Consider the following 18413-nt stretch of genomic DNA (forward strand, 5'->3'; position numbering starts at 1 on the left):
CTGACCAGGAGCCAGTGATGACCGACACAGCAACCCCCTCCGCCGAGCCTTTGCGTGACTTGCCCAGTGGGAGATTCAGCGGGCGTGAGGCGTTTCAGCAACTGGTGCGCGACGCCATTGCAACGGCGGCGCGGGACGGCTGGCAAGAGATTTTCATCAGCGATGCCCACTTTCATGACTGGCCCTTGGGCGAGCGTGCTGTGGTCGAGTGCTTGCAGGACTGGGCCCGCAGCGGCAGGCGCTTCACCATGCTGGCCTGCAGCTACGACGACGTGATCCGCCGCCATGCCCGCTTTGTGCGCTGGCGCGGTACCTGGGACCACATCATCACCTGCCGCCGCAGCCCGGCCGCCGACCCGCTGGACCTGCCCAGCGCGCTCTGGTCGCCGCAATGGGTGCTGCACCGGCTCGATCCTGAGCGCTGCGTGGGGGTGACCGGCAGCGAGGCCGATCGCCGGGTGCTGCTGCACGAGACACTCAACGAATGGGTGCGCAGCAAGAGCGCACCCGGCTTTCCCTCCACCACACTGGGCCTGTAGCTTGTGCCCCACTTTGGGGAGCGCCCGTTGGCATGGCGCCACGCGGCAGTCGCGCCTGGGGGGATGCTGCGCAAAGTCAAGCTGGCGTAAAGCTTTCGTCAGTGTTAGTCAGTATTGACTAAATACCAATATAATCTGCGGCTGTGCCCAAAAAGGTGCAACCAAGTGCATTGTGCCAATGCGTGCATGGGCTCAGGAAGCCTGACGCCGTGGCTTTTCAAGATTCTGTCTGTCCAAATAGGAAAATCGAAATGAAGAACTCTCTCGTTCTGGCCGCCCTGATCGCTGCTGCTGCACTCGCCGCTTGTGGCAAGAAGGAAGAACCCGCTCCAGCACCCGCTCCTGTGGAAGCTCCTGCCGCAGCACCTGCTCCCGCCGCCGAGCCAGCAGCACCTGCCGCTTCCGACGCTGCTGCTCCTGCCGCCGCTGCACCTGCTGCTGACGCTTCTGCTCCTGCCGCTGACGCTGCCAAGGCTGCTGCTGACGCTGCTGCCACCGCCGCTACCGGCGCTTCCGCAGCCAAGTAAATTGCTGCAGGCTCTGGGCTGACCCCAAGGTCGGCCTGTGCCACGGCCCCGCACCGCAAGGTCCGGGGCTTTTTTTATGCCCTTCGCCAGGGTGAGACATTTATGGACGCCCGGTCTGGGCCATCAAGGGTTGACGTCGAGCCAATCAGTGCCTTCGGTGGGGCTGGCGACCTGGATCTCCTCGTCCGCCCAACCCAGCGCGGCGGCGAGCGATTGGCGGGCGAGTGCGGGGAGGTTGTTTTGCGCACTCAGGTGCGCTGCCACTACGCACCGCAGGCTGTCGTGCTGCACCGCACGCAGGATCTCCGCCGTCGCCGGGTTGGCCAGGTGGCCGTACAGCCCGCCTACGCGGCGTTTCAGGAAGAGCGGGTAGCGGGACGCGGCCAGCATGTCGGGGTCGTGATTGGCCTCGATCAACAGGGCGTGGCATCCCTGCAGCTGCTGCAGCACATGGGGGCTGGCGTGGCCCAGGTCGGTCAGCACGCCCAGGTGTGCTGCGCCGTCGGAGCACCGCAGCTGCAGCGGCTCCCGGGCATCGTGGGGCACGGTGAAGGGGCGGGCTTCGAACGCGCTCATGTCAATCGCTTCCATGTCGTGCGCCACCCGCAGCAAGCCGTCCAAGTCTGGCGCACCGAGGGCCGCGTACGTGCCCTCGCTCATCCACACGGGAATGCGAAAACGCAGCGCCACGGTCTGGGCACAGCCGATGTGGTCCGAGTGTTCGTGGGTGATGAAGAGGGCGTCCAGGTATTCCACCTGCAACTGGGCTTGCGCCAGACGGGCTTGCAGCTGCCGGATGCCGAGCCCGCAGTCGATCAGGAGGCGGCGAACCTGGCTGCCACTGCGGCCTTCGACGACCGTGGCATTGCCGGTGCTGCCGCTGCCCAGGTTCTTGAATCGAAGCATGGCGGGGCGAAAGGGTGGGTTTGTAGCGGCCCAAAAAACCAGAGCCACCGTCCACCAGAAGGCGGAGGGGGCTCCAGATGTGTGGGTGGGGGCCTGCGGCCGGCTCTTATTTCAGATCGTCAGCAATCACGCGCACGATGCGCTCGGCGTTGGCCGAGGATTCGGGGGCACCAGCCTCATTGAGCACCGACACGGTGGTCGACTCACCCTGGCTGCGCACCACGATGCGGTACTTGAGCGGAGGTGTTGCGGAGGTGGAGCTGAACAGCTTGCTGAAGAAGCCAGGCTCTTTCTTCACGGTGTCCGGAGCCACGTAGCGCACGAAGTAAGTGCCCTCGTTGCGGTTGCGGTCTTCCACGGTGAAGCCGGTGCGGTCCAGGGCCAGGCCCACCCGGCGCCAGGACCGGTCAAAGCCCTCGTCCAGCTGGACCACCGGCACATTGTTGACCGTGGCCATGCGGGCGGCCTGGGCACGCGCCGCGGGTGCTGCGGCCACTGCCTTGGATTGCTCCTGGCTGACGCCCAGCTTGACCATCAGGCGGCGCAGGAATTCGGTTTCGAGTTCCGGGTCGGATGGGCGGGGCTGCCAGACGGTGCTGTCCTTGGTGACGTTGCCATAGACCTCGACCATCCCGCGGTGGGTGATGTAGATCTCGGTACTACCATTGGCATTGCGTTCCAGCCGGGTGCGGAACTTGTCCCGTTCGCCGGTCGAGTACAGGGACTCCATCAGCTTGCCGATGGTGGATCGGATGAAATCCTGGGGCAGTTTGGCGCGGTTCTCTGCCCAGTCGGTTTCCATGATGCCGACGTTGGCCTCGGACTGGGCCAGCGTGAAGCCGCTTTCCAGCCAGAAGTCGCGCACGGGCTCCCACAGCTTGTCGGCGGGGCGATTGACCACCAGCCAGCGCTGGCTGCCATCTCGTTCGATCCGCACGTCGCCCAGCGACAGGGCCGCCGCGTTGGCGTTGCCCGACGGCTGCGCGGCCTGGCCTGCCTGCATGGCAGCGGCAGACACCGAGCCACCTGGCATGGCGTAGCGCGAGTCGCGTGACAGCTGGGTGAGGTCCGGGGGGACTTCCAGTGACGAGCCCTTGGCGGCGCTCTTGTAGTCGATCTTGTCGCCCTCCAGAATGCTGGTGGAGCAGGCGGACAGGGCCATGACAAGAGCCAGCAGGCTCAGGCGGGTGGTAGCAGCTTTCACGCGGAAATCCTTGGGAAGTGTCTCTGAGAGCGGGCGCAAAGCCCGGATTAGATCAGGCCGCTGGTGCGCAGTGCCGACTCGACCACAGCCTCGTTGCTGCTGGCCAGGGGCGTCATGGGCAGGCGCATGGTGCCACCACACAGGCCCATGCGGGACATGGCCCACTTGACCGGGATGGGGTTGGCTTCGACAAACAGGTGCTTGTGCACCGGCATCAGCTGAAACTGGATCTGCATGGCGCGTTGCACGTTGCCGGCCAGTGCCGCCACGCACAGCTCGTGCATCAGGCGCGGGGCCACGTTGGCCGTCACGCTGATGTTGCCGTGGCCGCCACACAGCATCAGGGCGACGGCGGTCGGGTCGTCGCCCGAGTACACGCCAAAGCCCTTGGGCACGTCACGGATGAGCCACTGGGCACGCTCGATGTTGCCGGTGGCTTCCTTGATGCCGATCACGCCGGGCACCTGGGCCAGGCGCAGCACGGTGTCGTGCTGCATATCGGCCACCGAGCGGCCAGGCACGTTGTACAGCACGATGGGCAGGTCGCCCGTGGCTTCTGCAATCGCCTTGAAGTGCTGGTACTGGCCCTCTTGGGTGGGCTTGTTGTAGTAGGGCACGACCTGCAGCTGGCTGTCGGCACCCACGCCGCGCGCGAACTTGGCCAGCTCAATGGCTTCGGCGGTGGAGTTGGCGCCGCAGCCGGCCATGATGGGCACGCGCTTGGCAGACTGTTCCACGGCCACGCGGATGATTTCGCAGTGTTCTTCCACGTTCACCGTGGGGGACTCGCCCGTGGTGCCCACCACGCCGATGCAATCGGTGCCTTCGGCGATGTGCCAGTCGATCAGTTTGCGCAAGGTGGGGTAGTCCACGCTACCGTCCTCGTGCATGGGAGTGACGAGGGCGACGATGCTGCCGGTGAGTGGCACGGAAGAAGAAGTCATGTCCGCAGTGGTAAACGGTAAAAGGGCATTCTAACTAGCCCCGGTAGACAAAAGATGTCGTGAGGGTCCACCCGCCTGCGGGAGTTCCCGTACGGCCGTGATGCGTTGCACGAAACGCGCGGGTTCGTCGATGAAGCCGTCCTCATAAGCCACCACGCGCAGGTCCTGGCATGCCTGCAGCAGTTCGCCGTGCGCGAGCAGGAACTCCGCCCGCGCCGGGCGCCCCACGGTTTCGTTGCCCTGGGCAAAGGTTTCGTAGACCAGCACCCCGCCCGGCGCCACGCTGGCCACGATGGTGGGCAGCAAGGGGCGCCACAGGTAGTTGGTGACAACCACGCCACCAAACTGGCGGCCTGCAAAAGGCCAGGGGCCGTTTTCGATGTCAGCCTGCACCAGCTCGCCCAGCCCTTCGCAGGCGGCCAGCGCCTCGGCGGACCGGTCCACGCCGACCACGGTGTGCCCTCGTTCCCTCAGATGGCGCAGGTGGCGCCCTGCGCCGCAGGCGACATCCAGCACGGTGCTGTGGGGGGCGATCAGGTGGCTCCAGCGCCGCACCCATTCCGAAGGGGCTTCTGTACCGTGCATACCGTGCATGAACTATAAAAATGATAGCTGCCTGCGCATGATCCACTAGCGCTTGCTGCCAAAAACGCTTCAAAAGCCTGCAGAGAGTGTCAAAAACATGCCCACATCTGGTCGGCCAGCAGCACCATGAATTCGGGCACGGTGTACAAGCCAAACACCACCAGGCACAGCAGCACGGCCACTGCACCGCCCAGCCAGCGCAGGGCACGCGGCGCGGGTTTGCGGGGCGGGGTGGTGTCGCTCATGCGGGGGCAAACGGGTCAGGCGGGTTGGGGGCTGTTGCGCGCGATCGGGCTTTCCTTGACTGGCAGGTTCACCAGCCCGGCAAAAATGCCCAGGCCGATCGCGATATACCAGACGATATCGTAGCTGCCGGTAGCGTCATACAGATAGCCGCCCAGCCAGACGCCCAGGAAGCTGCCGATCTGGTGGCTGAAGAACACAAAGCCGCCCAGCATGGACAGGTGCTGCACCCCAAAGATTTGTGCAATGGTGGCGTTGGTGGGCGGCACGGTGGACAGCCACAGCGCGCCCATCACCGCCGAGAACACGTACACCGACAGCGGCGACAGCGGTACCAGCAAAAAGATGCTGATCGCCACCGCGCGGGCAAAGTAGATGAAAGCGAGGATGTGGCGCTTGGGCATGCGCTGGCCCAGCGTGCCCGCGATGTAGGTGCCAAACACATTGAACAGTCCGATCAGCGCCAGCGCATAGCTGGCCACCTGGGGCGACAGGCCATGGTCCTTGAGGTAGCTGGGCATGTGCACGCCAATGAACACCACCTGAAAGCCGCACACAAAGTAACCGGCCATCAGCAGGTTGAAGCTGGGGTAGCGGAAGGCCTCGCCCAGCGCCTGCGCAATGGTCTGCTCGCGCTTGACCGGGGCCGCGCCCTTGAAGCCCGGCTCCCGCAGGCCAAAGGCCAGCGGCACGATCAGCAGCACCGCCATCGACAGCACCAGCAAGGCCTGCTGCCAGCCCAGGCCTGCAATCAGCCAGCCTTCGACCGGCACCATCAGGAACTGACCGAACGAACCCGCCGCCGCTGCCACGCCCATGGCCCATGAGCGTTTTTCGGGCGCAATCTGCCGCCCCAGCACACCATAGATCACTGCATAGGTGGTGCCCGCCTGCGCCGCGCCAATCAGCACACCGGCCGTCAGCGCAAACAGCGTGGGCGTGGGCGACAGCGCCATGCCCGCCAGGCCCAGGGTATACAGGGCTGCACCGCCGAGCAGCACGCGGAAGGCCCCAAACCGGTCGGCCGCCATGCCCGCAAAAATCCCGATCACGCCCCAGGACAGGTTCTGGATGGCGATGGCCAGGGCGAACGACTGGCGCGTCCAGCCCATTTCCTGGGTGATGGGGAGAAGCCACAGCCCGAACCCGTGGCGGGTGCCCATGGACAGGGTCACGATGGCCGCGCCGCACGCCAGCACCTGGAACATGGATAGTTTGGGAGGATTCATATGCATGCGCAGGAATGTAGCCAGATTGGGCGAAACGCGCTGATACACCCGCGACCAATACAGTTGGCGGTGGGGGCGGCAGAAAATGCAGCGCTTGGCGCAGCGGTTTGAAGGGCTGGTTATTTATCCAGCTATTGCTGCGGTGCCGCACTACAATCCGCCCCATGGCAGCCAAACCCTCTTCTGTTTCCGCGAGCGAATACTCCGAAGGCTCAATCCGCGTGCTCAAGGGCCTGGAGCCCGTCAAGCAGCGCCCGGGCATGTACACCCGCACCGACAACCCCCTGCACATCATCCAGGAGGTGCTGGACAACGCCGCCGACGAGGCCCTCGCCGGCCACGGCAAGAAGATCCGCGTCACCCTGCACGCCGATGGCTCGGTCAGTGTGGAGGACGACGGCCGGGGCATCCCGTTCGGCCTGCACCCGGAAGAAAACGCACCGGTGATCGAGCTGGTCTTCACCCGCCTGCACGCGGGTGGCAAGTTCGACAAGGGCAAGGGCGGCGCCTACAGCTTCTCGGGCGGCCTGCACGGTGTGGGCGTGTCGGTCACCAACGCCCTGGCCACCCGGCTGGAGGCCACCAGCTACCGCGAAGGCAAGGCGGCGCGCCTGGTGTTCTCCGCCGGTGACGTGATCGAGCCTTTGGTCGCCCGCCCGCTGGAGGCGGGCGAGCGCAAGCAGGGCACCTCTGTGCGCGTGTGGCCCGACGCCAAGTATTTTGAATCCAGTGCCCTGCCCATGGGCGAGCTGACCCATCTGCTGCGCAGCAAGGCCGTGCTCATGCCCGGCGTGACGGTGCAGCTGGTCAACGAAAAAACCCGCGACACGCAGACCTGGCAGTACAAGGGCGGCCTGCGGGACTACCTGATGCAGACGCTCACCGGCGACCCGGTCATCCCGCTGTTTGAAGGCGAGGGTTTTGCCGACAGCGGCAACGAGAGCTTTGCCGAGGGCGAAGGGGCGGCCTGGGCGGTGGCCTTCACCGAAGACGGCCAGCCCATGCGCGAGAGCTACGTCAACCTGATCCCCACCAGCGCGGGTGGCACCCACGAAAGTGGCCTGCGCGACGGCCTGTTCAACGCGGTCAAGAGCTTTATCGAGCTGCACAGCCTGTTGCCCAAGGGCGTGAAGCTGCTGCCCGAGGACGTGTTTGCGCGCGCCAGCTATGTGCTGAGTGCCAAGGTGCTCGACCCGCAGTTCCAGGGCCAGATCAAGGAGCGCCTGAACTCGCGCGACGCCGTGCGGTTGGTCAGCGGCTTCGTACGCCCGGCGCTGGAGCTGTGGCTGAACCAGCACGTTGATTACGGCAAGAAGCTGGCCGAGCTGGCCATCAAGGCCGCGCAGACGCGCCAGAAGGCCGGGCAGAAGGTTGAAAAACGCAAGGGCTCGGGCGTGGCTGTGCTGCCGGGCAAGCTCACCGACTGCGAAAGCAGGGACATCGCCCACAACGAGGTCTTCCTGGTGGAGGGCGATTCGGCCGGTGGCAGCGCCAAGATGGGCCGCGACAAGGAAAGCCAGGCCATCCTGCCGCTGCGCGGCAAGGTGCTTAACACCTGGGAGGTGGAGCGCGACCGCCTGTTTGCCAACAACGAAATCCACGACATCTCGGTAGCGATTGGAGTGGACCCGCATGGCCCCAACGACACGCCGGACCTGAGCGGTCTGCGCTACGGCAAGATCTGCATCCTGTCTGATGCCGACGTGGACGGCTCGCACATCCAGGTGCTGCTGCTCACGCTGTTCTTCCGCCACTTCCCCAAGCTCATCGAGACCGGCCACATCTATGTGGCGCGCCCACCGCTGTTTCGCGTGGATGTGCCTGCGCGCGGCAAGAAGCCTGCGGCCAAGATGTATGCGCTGGACGATGGGGAGCTGACGGCCATCCTCGACAAATGCGCCAAGGATGGCGTGGCACGCGAGAAGTGCCAGATCAGCCGCTTCAAGGGCCTGGGCGAAATGAACGCCGAGCAGCTGTGGGAAACCACCCTCAATCCCGACACCCGCCGCCTGCTGCCCGTGCAGCTGGGGGATGTGGACTTTGCCGCCACCGAAGGCCTCATCACCAAGCTCATGGGCAAGGGCGAGGCCGCCGCGCGCCGCGAGCTCATGGAGCTGCATGGCGACGCGGTGGAGATCGATATCTGACCGAGGGCTGTCCGACAGGTCTGCCATGAGGAATCCAAACAAGAATGGCGTCATGCGCTGGTACTTATTGGGTTGTTTGCTCTGTTTTTTGCAGCAAACGGCCCATGCAGACCTGTGGGCGCATGTGGATGAGCGCGGCGTGACGCACTTTGCGTCCGAGCAGGTCGATGCGCACTACCAGCTGTTTTTTCGGGGCAACGACTTCGACTCCACGCGGGATGCACCGGCCAACGCATCGCCCATGCCCTATGCGCTGCCCGCAGCGGGTGCGCGCCTGCTGGCGTTTTTTGACATTGCGCCCGACTACAAGCGCGTCAAGCACCACCTGCGCGCTGCGTCCAGCCAACATGGTGTGGACTACGAGCTGCTGCAGGCCGTGATCGCCACCGAGTCCGGCTTTGACGCCGCCGCCGTGTCGCCCAAAGGCGCCGTGGGCCTGATGCAGGTCATGCCCGCCACGGCCAGCCGTTTTGGTGTGAATGCGGACAAGAAGCGCTCGGTCGAGCAAAAGCTCGCCGACCCGGCCGTGAACGTGCCCACCGGCACCCGTTACCTGCGCTACCTGCTGGACCTGTTCCCTGGCCGCATGGACCTGGCCGTGGCCGCCTACAACGCCGGCGAAGGCGCGGTGCAAAAGGCGGGCAACCAGATACCGGCCTTCAGGGAAACCCAGAACTACGTGCGCACCGTGCTGGGCCTGTATGCCCAGCTCAAGCCCCCGGCGCCGGTGCTGGCCCAGCGTGCGCTGCCCGGCCGCGTGCGCATGGAGCTGTCGGGCGGCGCGCAGAACCGGGGCAACCTGCCGCCCACCCGCGTGGCGCAGACACCCACCGCTCCCCAGAACGTGAATCCAGAAACTGTACCCAACGAATGAGCGACCAACCCACTCTCGATTTCACCACCGCAGGCGATGACGGGGGCGACTCCCTGGGCCTGGCGGGCTATGCCCAGCGTGCCTACCTGGAGTACGCACTGTCGGTCGTCAAGGGCCGCGCGCTGCCCGACGTGTGCGACGGCCTCAAGCCCGTGCAGCGGCGCATTCTGTATTCGATGGACCGCATGGGCCTGGGCTACAGCGGCCCCACGCGCAACACGGCCGCCAAACCGGTCAAGAGCGCCCGCGTGGTGGGCGATGTGCTGGGCCGCTTCCACCCGCATGGCGATCAGTCGGCCTATGACGCGCTCGTGCGCATGGCGCAGGACTTTGCCCAGCGCTACCCGCTGATCGACGGCCAGGGCAACTTCGGCAGCCGCGACGGCGACGGCGCTGCTGCCATGCGCTACACCGAGGCCCGCCTGTCGCGCATCACCAGCCTGCTGCTGGATGAGATCGACGAAGGCACGGTCGATTTCATGCCCAACTACGACGGCAGCACGGAGGAGCCGCGCCAGTTGCCCGCGCGCTTGCCGTTCGCGTTGCTCAATGGCGCCAGCGGCATTGCCGTGGGCCTGGCCACCGAAATCCCCAGCCACAACCTGCGCGAGATTGCTGACGCCTGCATTGCGCTCATCAAGACGCCCTCGCTGAGCCAGGAAGACCTGCTCGCGCTGGTGCCCGGCCCGGACTACCCCGGCGGCGGCCAGATCATCAGCAGCGCGGGCGACATTGCCGATGCCTACCGCACCGGACGTGGCAGCCTCAAGGTGCGCGCGCGCTGGAAGATCGAAGACATGGCGCGTGGCCAGTGGCAGCTGGTGGTGAACGAGTTGCCGCCCGGCGTGAGCACGCAAAAGGTGCTCGAAGAGATCGAGGAAATCACCAACCCCAAGGTCAAGGCCGGCAAAAAGGCGCTCTCGCAAGACCAGACCCAGCTCAAGGCCAGCATGCTGGCCGTGCTGGATGTGGTGCGCGACGAATCGAGCAAAGACGCGCCCGTGCGCCTGGTGTTCGAGCCCAAGACGGGCAAGACCCCGCAGCAGGAGCTGATCACCGCCCTGTTGGCTCACACCAGCCTGGAAACCTCGGCCCCCATCAACCTCACGATGGTGGGGCTCGATGGCAAGCCCGTACAGAAGTCGCTGCGTGTGATGCTGGAAGAGTGGATTGCCTTCCGCCAGACCACCATCACCCGCCGAAGCCAGCACCGGCTGGACAAGGTGCTGGACCGCATCCACATCCTCGAAGGGCGGCAGACCGTGCTGCTCAACATCGACGAGGTGATCGCGATCATCCGTGCGGCCGAGGAGCCCAAGGCCGCGCTCATCGCGCGCTTCAACCTGAGCGACCGGCAGGCCGAGGACATCCTCGAAATCCGCCTGCGCCAGCTCGCACGGCTCGAAGCCATCAAGATCGAACAAGAGCTGAAAGAACTGCGCGAAAGCCAGGGCAAGCTCGAAGACATCCTGAACAACCCCGGCTCGCTGCGCCGCACCATGGTCAAGGAGATCGAGGCGGACGCGAAGACCTTTGCCGACGCACGCCGCACCCTCATCCAGGCCGAGAAAAAGGCCGTGGCCGAGGTGAAGGTGGTGGACGAGCCTGTGACCGTGGTCGTCTCGCAAAAAGGCTGGGTGCGCGCCCGCACCGGCCATGGCCATGAGGCCGCCAGCTTTGCCTTCAAGGCAGGTGACGGGCTGTACGGCACGTTCGAGTGCCGCACGGTGGATACCCTGCTGGCCTTTGGCAGCAATGGCCGCGTTTACTCGGTGGCCGTGTCGCTGCTGCCCGGTGCGCGTGGCGACGGCCAGCCGGTGACCACGCTCATCGAGCTGGAATCGGGCACGCAACTGCTGCACTACTTTGCGGGGCCAGCCAACGCCACGCTGCTGTTGTCCAACTCGGGCGGCTACGGCTTTCTGGCGGCGGTGGAAAACATGGTCTCGCGCCAAAAGGGCGGCAAGGCCTTCCTCACCCTGGGCGAGGGCGAAACCGTGTGTGTGCCGTCGCACGCTGCGGGCACCACGGGCAGCAAACCGGTGCTGCCGGCCACGCACGTGGCCTGCGCGTCCACGGGCGGGCGCATCCTGACCTTCGAGATCACCGAGCTGAAAACCATGGCCAATGGCGGCCGGGGGCTGATGCTGATCGACCTGGAAGACAAGGACCAGCTCGCAGGCGCGGCGGCCTACACGCGCAGCATTCGCCTCGATGGCGTGGGCCGGGGCGGCAAGCAGCGTGATGAGACGCTGGAGATCCGCAGCCTGAACAACGCCCGTGCTGCGCGCGGCCGCAAGGGCAAGGCAGCAGACCTGGGCTTCAAGCCCACGACAGTGACGCGCGTCGAGTAGTTGTTTTCGGCGAGGGGCACGGCCGGCGACCCTGCGCCGCGCCGGTACCTCTCAACGCGCGGCGCCGAGGGCAGACCCTGATGCCGAGGCGGTCTGTTTGTGCGATGGTGAAAAAAAGAGCAACATCTGTACACAAACACAACGCTTCAGGAGACATCCATGCCCAAGCAATTCCGGATGGCGCACAAACTCTGGCTGGCGGTGGTGCTGATTGTGGTGCTGCTGGTTGCCGTGGTGGGTTTCTCCGGCTACCGCTCGGCCAAGGTGCAGGCTGAGGCCGATGCGATGGCCAAGGACATGGAGGCGCGCGTGCAGGCCGCTATCCGCTGGTCGGGCCTGACGGAAACCAACGCGGCGCGTACCCAGGCGCTCATCGTCAGTGGTGACGCCGCGGTGGAGGCCGAGTTCAAGGACGTGATTGCGGCCACCACGGCGCAGATCAGCGAGGTGCAAAAGTCACTGGAGGCCATGGCCCTGTCCGACGCCGACAAGGCGCAGATGGCCAAGATTGCCGAAGCACGCAAGGCCATGATCGACTTGCGCGGCCAGGCCCGCAAGCTCAAGGCGGATGGGCAACAGGACCAGGCCATTGCACTGGTCAAGCAGTCCTACAACCCGGCCGTGGCCACCTACCTGCAAGCCCTGCGCGACTTTGTGCAGCAGCAGCAACAGAATGCGGCCGCCAAGCAGCAGGAGATGGCAGCCTCACGCATGCTTACCGTCAAGATTGCCGCGGTGGCCGTGGGCCTGCTGCTGCTGGCCATCATCGTGGGGGCGTATTACCTGATTGGCAGCATCCAGCGGCCCTTGGCCCAGGCCAATGGACTGGCCGAACGCATTGCGGGTGGCGACCTGAGCCTGCAGGAGGCTGTCACGCGCAGCGACGAGTTTGGCGACCTGTTGCGCTCGCTCTATGCCATGAGCAATGCGCTGGGACGCATGGTGCACCAGGTGCGCCAAAGCACGGACAGCATTGCCATTGCCAGCGCAGAGATCGCGACCGGCAACCAGGACCTGTCGGCCCGCACCGAGCAGACCTCCAGCAACCTGCAGGAGACGGCCGCCGCGATGGAAGAGTTCACCAGCACCATCCAGCAAAGCGCAGGCAGCGCCCAGCAGGCCAGCAGCCTGGCAGCGGGTGCCACCGGCGTGGCGCGCCGGGGCGGCGAGGTGGTGACCCAGGTGGTGGCCACCATGGAGGACATCAACCACAGCAGCAAGAAGATCGCAGACATCATCGGCGTGATCGACGGCATTGCGTTCCAGACCAACATCCTGGCGCTCAATGCGGCGGTGGAGGCCGCGCGTGCCGGCGAGCAAGGCCGGGGCTTCGCCGTGGTGGCCAGTGAGGTGCGCAGCCTGGCCCAGCGCAGTGCCGAGGCAGCCAAGGAGATCAAGCAGCTCATCAGCGCGTCGGTCGAGAAGGTGGAGACCGGCTCGCGCCTGGTGTCCGATGCGGGCACGACCATGACCGACATCGTGCAGTCGGTGCAGCGCGTGACCGACATGATCGGCGAGATCACCGCCGCATCGTCTGAGCAGAGCGCGGGGGTGTCGCAGGTCAACAAGGCGATCAGCAACCTGGACCAGATGACCCAGCAGAACGCCGCCCTGGTGGAAGAAAGCGCTGCGGCAGCACAAAGCCTGCGCGAGCAGGCCGATCACCTGGCGCGCGAGGTGTCCATGTTCAAGGTCAACGCTGCCAGCTACGGGCCTGCGCAGGCCGCCATTGGGATCGCGCGCGGCACGGCCAAGGCGACAACCACCATGCCAGCCACCCGCAACAAGCCCGCAGCGTCCGCCACTGCGGGCGGTGCCCCTGCAGCCCGCATCAGCACTGCGAGTGCCCCGGTGGCACTGGCGAAATCGCCTTCATCATCGCCTGGCGTGAAGCAAGGTGCCAAGCACGGTGCCACGGCTGGGGCGGAAGAGGACTGGGAATCTTTCTGACACGCTGAGGTGGGTGCTCCCGGCTGCCGCAGGCCCAGGCGGCGGGACCCTGCGCTGCACAGGCAACAAAAAAACCCATGGCAGTGATGCCATGGGTTTTTGCTGGGGCGCGCGGTCTGTCAGGCCAGTTCGGCGATCAGTTCAATCTCCACGCACGCGCCCATGGGGATCTGGGCCACGCCGAAGGCGCTGCGGGCGTGCACGCCCTTCTCGCCAAACACCTGGCCCAGCAGTTCGCTGGCGCCATTGGTCACCAGGTGCTGCTCGGTGAAGTCGCCCGTGGAGTTCACCAGGCTCATGACCTTGACGATGCGTTTGACACGGTTCAGGTCGCCGCCGCAGGCGGCTTGCAGCGTGCCCATCAGGTCGATGGCCACAGCACGCGCAGCCTGCTTGCCTTCTTCGGTGCCGATGTCGCGGCCAAACTGTGCAGCCCAGGGCTTGCCGTCCTTGCGAGCGATGTGGCCGCTCAGGAACACCAGGTTGCCCGTCTGCACATAGGGCACGTAGGCGGCGGCGGGCACCGACACGGGGGGCAGGGTGATGTTGATTTCTTTCAGCTTGTCGTAAACGCTCATGGTGGTCCTCGTTAGGAAGTGTGGGTGGATAGACGAGAGCGGTCTGGTGCGCAGGCCGCCGAGCGCGGTAAGTGTTACACAGCACCCCACCCTCGCGCCGACGTGGCAGGCCCTGGCGGCGCATTAGCATCAGCGCATGTCCGCCATAAGCGCCCCTAATGCCACGCTGCTGTCCGCCACAGGCCGGGGCGTGGAGGGGCCATTGCCCCCGCGTCCGTGGCTGCTGCCCGCTGTGTTGCTGGGCGTGGTGGCCGGGGCTGCGCTGCAGCTGCAGCAGCCCACGCTGTGGTCCGCTGCGGCCTATGGGTGGCTGTTGGGGGCTGGTCTGCTGCTGGGCGGTGGTGCGGTGGCCGCCGCGCGGCGGCGCCCAGGGCTTCGCTGGGCTCGCAGTGCCATCGCCATGGCGCCCTGGCTGATGTTGCTGGCGGGGGCGCTGGCCATGGCGGGAGGCACCGGCCTGCGGGCCCTGGCCTACCAGGCGCAGGCATTGCCGGCAGCGTTGGAGGGCAAGGACCTGCGCATCACCGGCGTGGTGGCCGCCATGCCGCAGATCAACGAGGCGGGCAACCGCTGGCGCATGGTGGTGGAGGGGGCGACGCTGCAGGGCGCGCCGGTATCCTTGCCGCCCCTGGTGGATGTGGCCTGGTATGGCGGCGCTTTCGGCGGTGCGGGCGAGGTGCTGGACCTGCAACGCCAGCCCGCCCCGGTGCGGGCGGGCGAGCGGTGGCAGATCACCGTGCGCCTGAAGGCGCCCCATGGCCTGCGCAACCCGCATGGCTTTGACTACGAACTGTGGATGTGGGAGCAGGGCCTGCAGGCCACGGGCTACGTGCGCGCGGGGCCCAAGGATGAGCCGCCGGTGCGTGTGGCCGCCACCTGGCAGTACCCGGTGGAGCAGCTGCGCCAGCGCGTGCGGGACGCCATCCTGGAGCGCCTGGTATTTGGGCAGGATGGCTCGGGCAATGACATCGCCGACCCCGCCCGCACGCGCACGGCGGGCGTGGTGGCGGCGCTGGTCACCGGCGACCAGCGTGCCATTGACCGTGCAGACTGGGATGTGTTCCGTGCCACCGGGGTGGCCCACCTCATGAGCATTTCGGGTCTCCACATCACGCTGTTCGCCTGGCTGGCGGCGCTGGTGGTGCGGGCGTTGTGGCGGCGCTCGCCCCGGTTGAGCCTGGCGGTGCCTGCGCAATCCGCCGCACTGGTGTCGGGTGTGCTGCTGGCCGCTGCCTACGCCCTGTTCAGCGGCTGGGGCGTGCCCGCGCAGCGCACCGTGACCATGCTGGCCATCGTGGGGCTGCTGCAGCTGAGCGGGCGCCGCTGGCCCTGGCCCCAGGTGTGGCTGCTGGCCTGCGGGGCCGTGGTGGTGCTGGACCCCTGGGCGCTGGCACAGGCAGGTTTCTGGCTGAGCTTTGTGGCAGTGGGCGTTCTGTTTGCTACTAATCCAATAGCTACAGGGGCAAGTAGTACAAGCGCTACAGGCCATTTTTATGCATTGGTGCGCGAGCAGTGGGGGGTCACGCTGGCGCTCACGCCCCTAGGCTTGCTGCTGTTTGGCCAGGTGTCGCTGGTGGGTTTTGTCGCCAACCTGGTGGCCATCCCCTGGGTGACGCTGGTGGTCACGCCGCTGGCGCTGGGGGGCGTGTTGTGGGCGCCGCTGTGGAGTGCGGCGGCCCTCAGCCTGCAGCCGTTCACCGTGTTGCTGCAGTGGCTGGCGCAGTGGCCATGGGCCGCTGTGTTTTTGCCTGCCGCGCCGCTGTGGGCGGGTGTGGCGGCGGTGGCAGGGGGCGCGCTCTTGGCCATGCGCCTGCCCTGGCGCCTGCGTTTGCTGGCGTTGCCCTTGCTGCTGCCGGTGTTGTGGTGGCAGCCCGAGCGGCCGGCCGCTGGGCAGTTGGATCTGCTGGCCGCCGACATCGGCCAGGGCAATGCCGTGCTGGTGCGCACGGCCACGCACACCCTGCTGTATGACGCAGGGCCGCGCTTCAGCCGCGAGAGCGATGCGGGCCACCGCGTGCTGGTGCCGCTGCTGCGGGCGCTGGGGGAGCAGGTGGATGTGCTCATGCTCAGCCACCGCGATGCCGACCACACAGGCGGTGCAGCGGCCGTGCTGGCCCAGCAGCCGGGCGCCGAACTGACCGGCTCCATCGAAGCCGAGCACGCCCTGCAGCGCTTGCGCCCCAGCAGGCCCTGCCTGGCAGGCCAGCGCTGGGAGTGGGATGGCGTGGCTTTTGAGGTGCTGCATCCGCTGCCCGGTGACGACGCACCTGTGGCGGCCAAGGCCCCGCGTCCCAATGCACTCAGCTGCGTGTTGCGCATCACGGCCGCTGGGCCCGAGGGCGGGACGGCCCTGCTGGTGGGCGACATTGAGGCACCGCAGGAGCAAGCCTTGCTGACGCGCAGCGCACCCTTGCGGGCCGACCTGCTGCTGGTGCCCCACCACGGCAGCAAGACCTCGTCGTCGGCGGCTTTTCTGGAGGCTGTCCAGCCGCGCACCGCTTTGGTGCAGGCTGGTTATCGCAACCGCTTTGGTCATCCGGCGCCGGATGTGCTGCAGCGCTACCGTGCGCGCCAGATTGCGGTGGTGGAATCGTCGCGCTGCGGGGCCGCCCGCTGGTCCTCGTCGCAGCCTGGGCAGGTGGCCTGCGAACGCGACACGGGCGAGCGCTATTGGCAGCACCGCATGGTGCCACGGGACGACTGATTCGGGGCCGATGGCGCAGCGCCGCCAGGGGTGTTGGGCGGGGGTGGGCTCACAACTTGCTATCCTGATCGCAGGAGGCCCGTTCATGCAGAAATTTGACGAGATGTACGCCATGCTGCCGTTTGATGGCAGCGACGTGCGGGAACACTACAAGCGCTATGCGCAGTGGTTGAGCAAACAGCCCCCTGACGTGATGCAGGCCCGCAGGGCCGAAGCCGAGATGATCTTCCGGCGCGTGGGCATCACCTTCGCCGTCTACGGCGCCAAGGATGAAGGCGGCGCAGGCAACGAGCGGTTGATCCCGTTCGACCTGATCCCCCGCATCATTCCGGCCCACGAGTGGGCCAGCATGCAGCAGGGGCTGGTGCAGCGTGTCACGGCGCTCAACCGTTTCATCCACGACGTGTACCACGGCCAGGACATCATCCGCGCCGGCATCGTGCCCGCCGACCTTATCCTCAACAACGCGCAGTACCGGCCCGAGATGGCCGGCGTGCATGTGCCGCAAGACATCTACGCGCACATCGCAGGCATCGACATCGTGCGCGCCCCCGATGCCCAGGGCAATGGTGAGTACTACGTGCTTGAAGACAACCTGCGCGTGCCCAGCGGTGTGAGCTACATGCTCGAAAACCGCAAGATGATGATGCGGCTGTTCCCCGAGCTGTTCAGCCTGCACAAGGTGGCGCCGGTGGCCCACTACCCCGACATGCTGCTCGAAACCCTGCGCGCCAGCGCCCCCGCCACGGCGGATGAGCCCACGGTGGTGGTACTCACGCCCGGCATGCACAACAGTGCGTACTTCGAGCACGCCTTCCTGGCCCAGCAGATGGGGGTGGAGCTGGTGGAGGGCCAGGACCTGGTGGTCAAGGACAAGTTCGTGTACATGCGCACCACACGCGGCCTGCAGCGGGTGGACGTGATCTATCGCCGCGTGGACGATGACTTCCTCGACCCCCAAGTCTTCCGCCGCAATTCCACCCTGGGCTGCTACGGCCTCATGGAGGCTTACCGCGCGGGCAACGTGGGCATCTGCAACGCTGTGGGCACGGGCGTGGCGGACGACAAGTCCGTCTACCCCTATGTGCCGGAGATGATCCGCTTCTACCTGGGCGAGGAGCCCATCCTGAAGAACGTGCCCACCTGGATGTGCCGCAAGCAGGACGACCTGCAGCACGTGCTGGCCAACCTCAAGGACCTGGTGGTGAAGGAAGTGCACGGCGCGGGCGGCTACGGCATGCTCATCGGCCCTGCCGCTACGCAGGCCGAGATCGAGGACTTTCGCCGCGCGCTGCTGGCCAACCCGGCGGGCTACATCGCGCAGCCCACGCTCAGCCTGTCGAGCTGCCCCACGTATGTGGAAAGCGGCATTGCCCCGCGCCACATCGACCTGCGCCCCTTTGTGCTAAGCGGTCGCGAGGTGCAGATGGCCGCCGGCGGCCTTACGCGCGTGGCGCTGCAAGAGGGCTCGCTGGTGGTGAATTCGTCGCAGGGCGGCGGCACCAAGGACACCTGGGTGCTGGGCGAGGGTACGCCCGCAGCGCAACCCAAGGCCGCGCAATCCCAGTCGCAATCGCAATCGCAGGGACAAGGTCAGTCGCAAAGTCAATCGCAAGGGAGCCTCTGAAC

The 18413-nt window shown here is 66.3% G+C and carries 15 protein-coding genes; 8 read left to right on the forward strand and 7 right to left on the reverse strand.

All coding sequences use genetic code 11. The features are described from left to right. Positions 1-17 precede the first annotated feature (17 nt). The gene (locus IB236_RS03290) at positions 18-539 is read left to right on the forward strand and encodes a hypothetical protein (protein WP_056061720.1); all 522 of its coding nucleotides are present in this window, start codon (positions 18-20) and stop codon (positions 537-539) included. A gap of 251 nt (positions 540-790) precedes the next feature. Further along, the gene (locus IB236_RS03295) at positions 791-1066 is read left to right on the forward strand and encodes a hypothetical protein (protein ID WP_082522412.1); all 276 of its coding nucleotides are present in this window, start codon (positions 791-793) and stop codon (positions 1064-1066) included. Positions 1067-1189: 123 nt separating this feature from the next. Here the strand turns inward: IB236_RS03295 and IB236_RS03300 are convergent, their stop codons facing one another. The 6 genes from IB236_RS03300 to IB236_RS03325 form a co-directional block, all read right to left on the reverse strand. Next, on the reverse strand, positions 1190-1972 hold the full coding sequence (locus IB236_RS03300) for an MBL fold metallo-hydrolase (RefSeq protein WP_192418782.1): 783 nt from the start codon (positions 1970-1972) through the stop codon (positions 1190-1192). Between the two features lie 106 nt (positions 1973-2078). Then, positions 2079-3176 (reverse strand): outer membrane protein assembly factor BamC, encoded by a 1098-nt coding sequence (bamC, locus tag IB236_RS03305; RefSeq protein ID WP_099729773.1) that lies wholly within the window; start codon positions 3174-3176, stop codon positions 2079-2081. Positions 3177-3223: 47 nt separating this feature from the next. Beyond that, positions 3224-4120: a 4-hydroxy-tetrahydrodipicolinate synthase gene (dapA, locus tag IB236_RS03310; protein WP_056061726.1), complete on the reverse strand. Its 897-nt coding sequence runs from the start codon at positions 4118-4120 to the stop codon at positions 3224-3226. 30 nt (positions 4121-4150) lie between these two features. After that, entirely contained in the window at positions 4151-4705 is a 555-nt protein-coding gene (locus IB236_RS03315) for a bifunctional 2-polyprenyl-6-hydroxyphenol methylase/3-demethylubiquinol 3-O-methyltransferase UbiG (protein WP_192418968.1), read from the reverse strand. An 89-nt stretch (positions 4706-4794) separates the two neighbouring features. Then, positions 4795-4950 carry a hypothetical protein gene (locus IB236_RS03320; protein WP_165836555.1) on the reverse strand — a complete coding sequence of 52 codons (156 nt, stop codon included), beginning with the start codon at positions 4948-4950 and terminating at the stop codon, positions 4795-4797. Between the two features lie 15 nt (positions 4951-4965). Then, positions 4966-6183: an MFS transporter gene (locus tag IB236_RS03325; RefSeq protein ID WP_192418784.1), complete on the reverse strand. Its 1218-nt coding sequence runs from the start codon at positions 6181-6183 to the stop codon at positions 4966-4968. 158 nt (positions 6184-6341) lie between these two features. On the opposite strand from IB236_RS03325, the gene IB236_RS03330 reads away from it, so the two are divergent. The 4 genes from IB236_RS03330 to IB236_RS03345 all read left to right on the forward strand — a co-directional run bounded on the left by IB236_RS03330 (position 6342) and on the right by IB236_RS03345 (position 13502). Next, positions 6342-8324 (forward strand): DNA topoisomerase IV subunit B, encoded by a 1983-nt coding sequence (locus tag IB236_RS03330; protein WP_056061737.1) that lies wholly within the window; start codon positions 6342-6344, stop codon positions 8322-8324. Positions 8325-8376: 52 nt separating this feature from the next. Next, complete coding sequence (locus tag IB236_RS03335) at positions 8377-9198, forward strand: lytic transglycosylase domain-containing protein (RefSeq protein WP_192418969.1); 822 nt, start codon at positions 8377-8379, stop codon at positions 9196-9198. Then, positions 9195-11552, forward strand: coding sequence for a DNA topoisomerase IV subunit A (gene parC, locus IB236_RS03340; RefSeq protein ID WP_116749389.1), 2358 nt, complete (start codon positions 9195-9197; stop codon positions 11550-11552). Before IB236_RS03335 ends, parC begins: the two co-directional genes overlap by 4 nt. A gap of 159 nt (positions 11553-11711) precedes the next feature. Continuing rightward, on the forward strand, positions 11712-13502 hold the full coding sequence (locus tag IB236_RS03345) for a methyl-accepting chemotaxis protein (protein ID WP_192418786.1): 1791 nt from the start codon (positions 11712-11714) through the stop codon (positions 13500-13502). Between the two features lie 119 nt (positions 13503-13621). On the opposite strand, the gene IB236_RS03350 is transcribed toward IB236_RS03345, so the two are convergent. Continuing rightward, positions 13622-14080 carry a RidA family protein gene (locus IB236_RS03350; protein ID WP_192418788.1) on the reverse strand — a complete coding sequence of 153 codons (459 nt, stop codon included), beginning with the start codon at positions 14078-14080 and terminating at the stop codon, positions 13622-13624. Between the two features lie 136 nt (positions 14081-14216). Between IB236_RS03350 and IB236_RS03355 the strand changes: the two genes are divergently transcribed. Together IB236_RS03355 and IB236_RS03360 are read left to right on the forward strand one after the other, a co-directional pair. Then, on the forward strand, positions 14217-16784 hold the full coding sequence (locus tag IB236_RS03355; protein WP_225580917.1) for a DNA internalization-related competence protein ComEC/Rec2: 2568 nt from the start codon (positions 14217-14219) through the stop codon (positions 16782-16784). 85 nt (positions 16785-16869) lie between these two features. After that, the gene (locus IB236_RS03360) at positions 16870-18411 is read left to right on the forward strand and encodes a circularly permuted type 2 ATP-grasp protein (RefSeq protein WP_192418790.1); all 1542 of its coding nucleotides are present in this window, start codon (positions 16870-16872) and stop codon (positions 18409-18411) included. Positions 18412-18413 lie beyond the last annotated feature (2 nt).

The sequence above is a fragment of the Acidovorax sp. ACV02 genome (assembly GCF_014851475.1).
Lineage (GTDB): Bacteria > Pseudomonadota > Gammaproteobacteria > Burkholderiales > Burkholderiaceae_C > Acidovorax > Acidovorax delafieldii.

Bases quoted from the DNA above. Each gene is read 5' to 3' on its own strand.
- IB236_RS03345 (WP_192418786.1), top strand. From the start codon at position 11,712: ATGCCCAAGCAATTCCGGATGGCGCACAAACTCTGGCTGGCGGTGGTG.
- parC (WP_116749389.1), top strand. From the start codon at position 9,195: ATGAGCGACCAACCCACTCTCGATTTCACCACCGCAGGCGATGACGGG.
- IB236_RS03315 (WP_192418968.1), bottom strand. From the start codon at position 4,705: ATGCACGGTACAGAAGCCCCTTCGGAATGGGTGCGGCGCTGGAGCCAC.
- IB236_RS03325 (WP_192418784.1), bottom strand. From the start codon at position 6,183: ATGCATATGAATCCTCCCAAACTATCCATGTTCCAGGTGCTGGCGTGC.
- IB236_RS03335 (WP_192418969.1), top strand. From the start codon at position 8,377: ATGCGCTGGTACTTATTGGGTTGTTTGCTCTGTTTTTTGCAGCAAACG.
- IB236_RS03350 (WP_192418788.1), bottom strand. From the start codon at position 14,080: ATGAGCGTTTACGACAAGCTGAAAGAAATCAACATCACCCTGCCCCCC.
- IB236_RS03300 (WP_192418782.1), bottom strand. From the start codon at position 1,972: ATGCTTCGATTCAAGAACCTGGGCAGCGGCAGCACCGGCAATGCCACG.
- IB236_RS03295 (WP_082522412.1), top strand. From the start codon at position 791: ATGAAGAACTCTCTCGTTCTGGCCGCCCTGATCGCTGCTGCTGCACTC.
- IB236_RS03320 (WP_165836555.1), bottom strand. From the start codon at position 4,950: ATGAGCGACACCACCCCGCCCCGCAAACCCGCGCCGCGTGCCCTGCGC.
- IB236_RS03330 (WP_056061737.1), top strand. From the start codon at position 6,342: ATGGCAGCCAAACCCTCTTCTGTTTCCGCGAGCGAATACTCCGAAGGC.
- dapA (WP_056061726.1), bottom strand. From the start codon at position 4,120: ATGACTTCTTCTTCCGTGCCACTCACCGGCAGCATCGTCGCCCTCGTC.
- IB236_RS03290 (WP_056061720.1), top strand. From the start codon at position 18: ATGACCGACACAGCAACCCCCTCCGCCGAGCCTTTGCGTGACTTGCCC.
- IB236_RS03360 (WP_192418790.1), top strand. From the start codon at position 16,870: ATGCAGAAATTTGACGAGATGTACGCCATGCTGCCGTTTGATGGCAGC.
- IB236_RS03355 (WP_225580917.1), top strand. From the start codon at position 14,217: ATGTCCGCCATAAGCGCCCCTAATGCCACGCTGCTGTCCGCCACAGGC.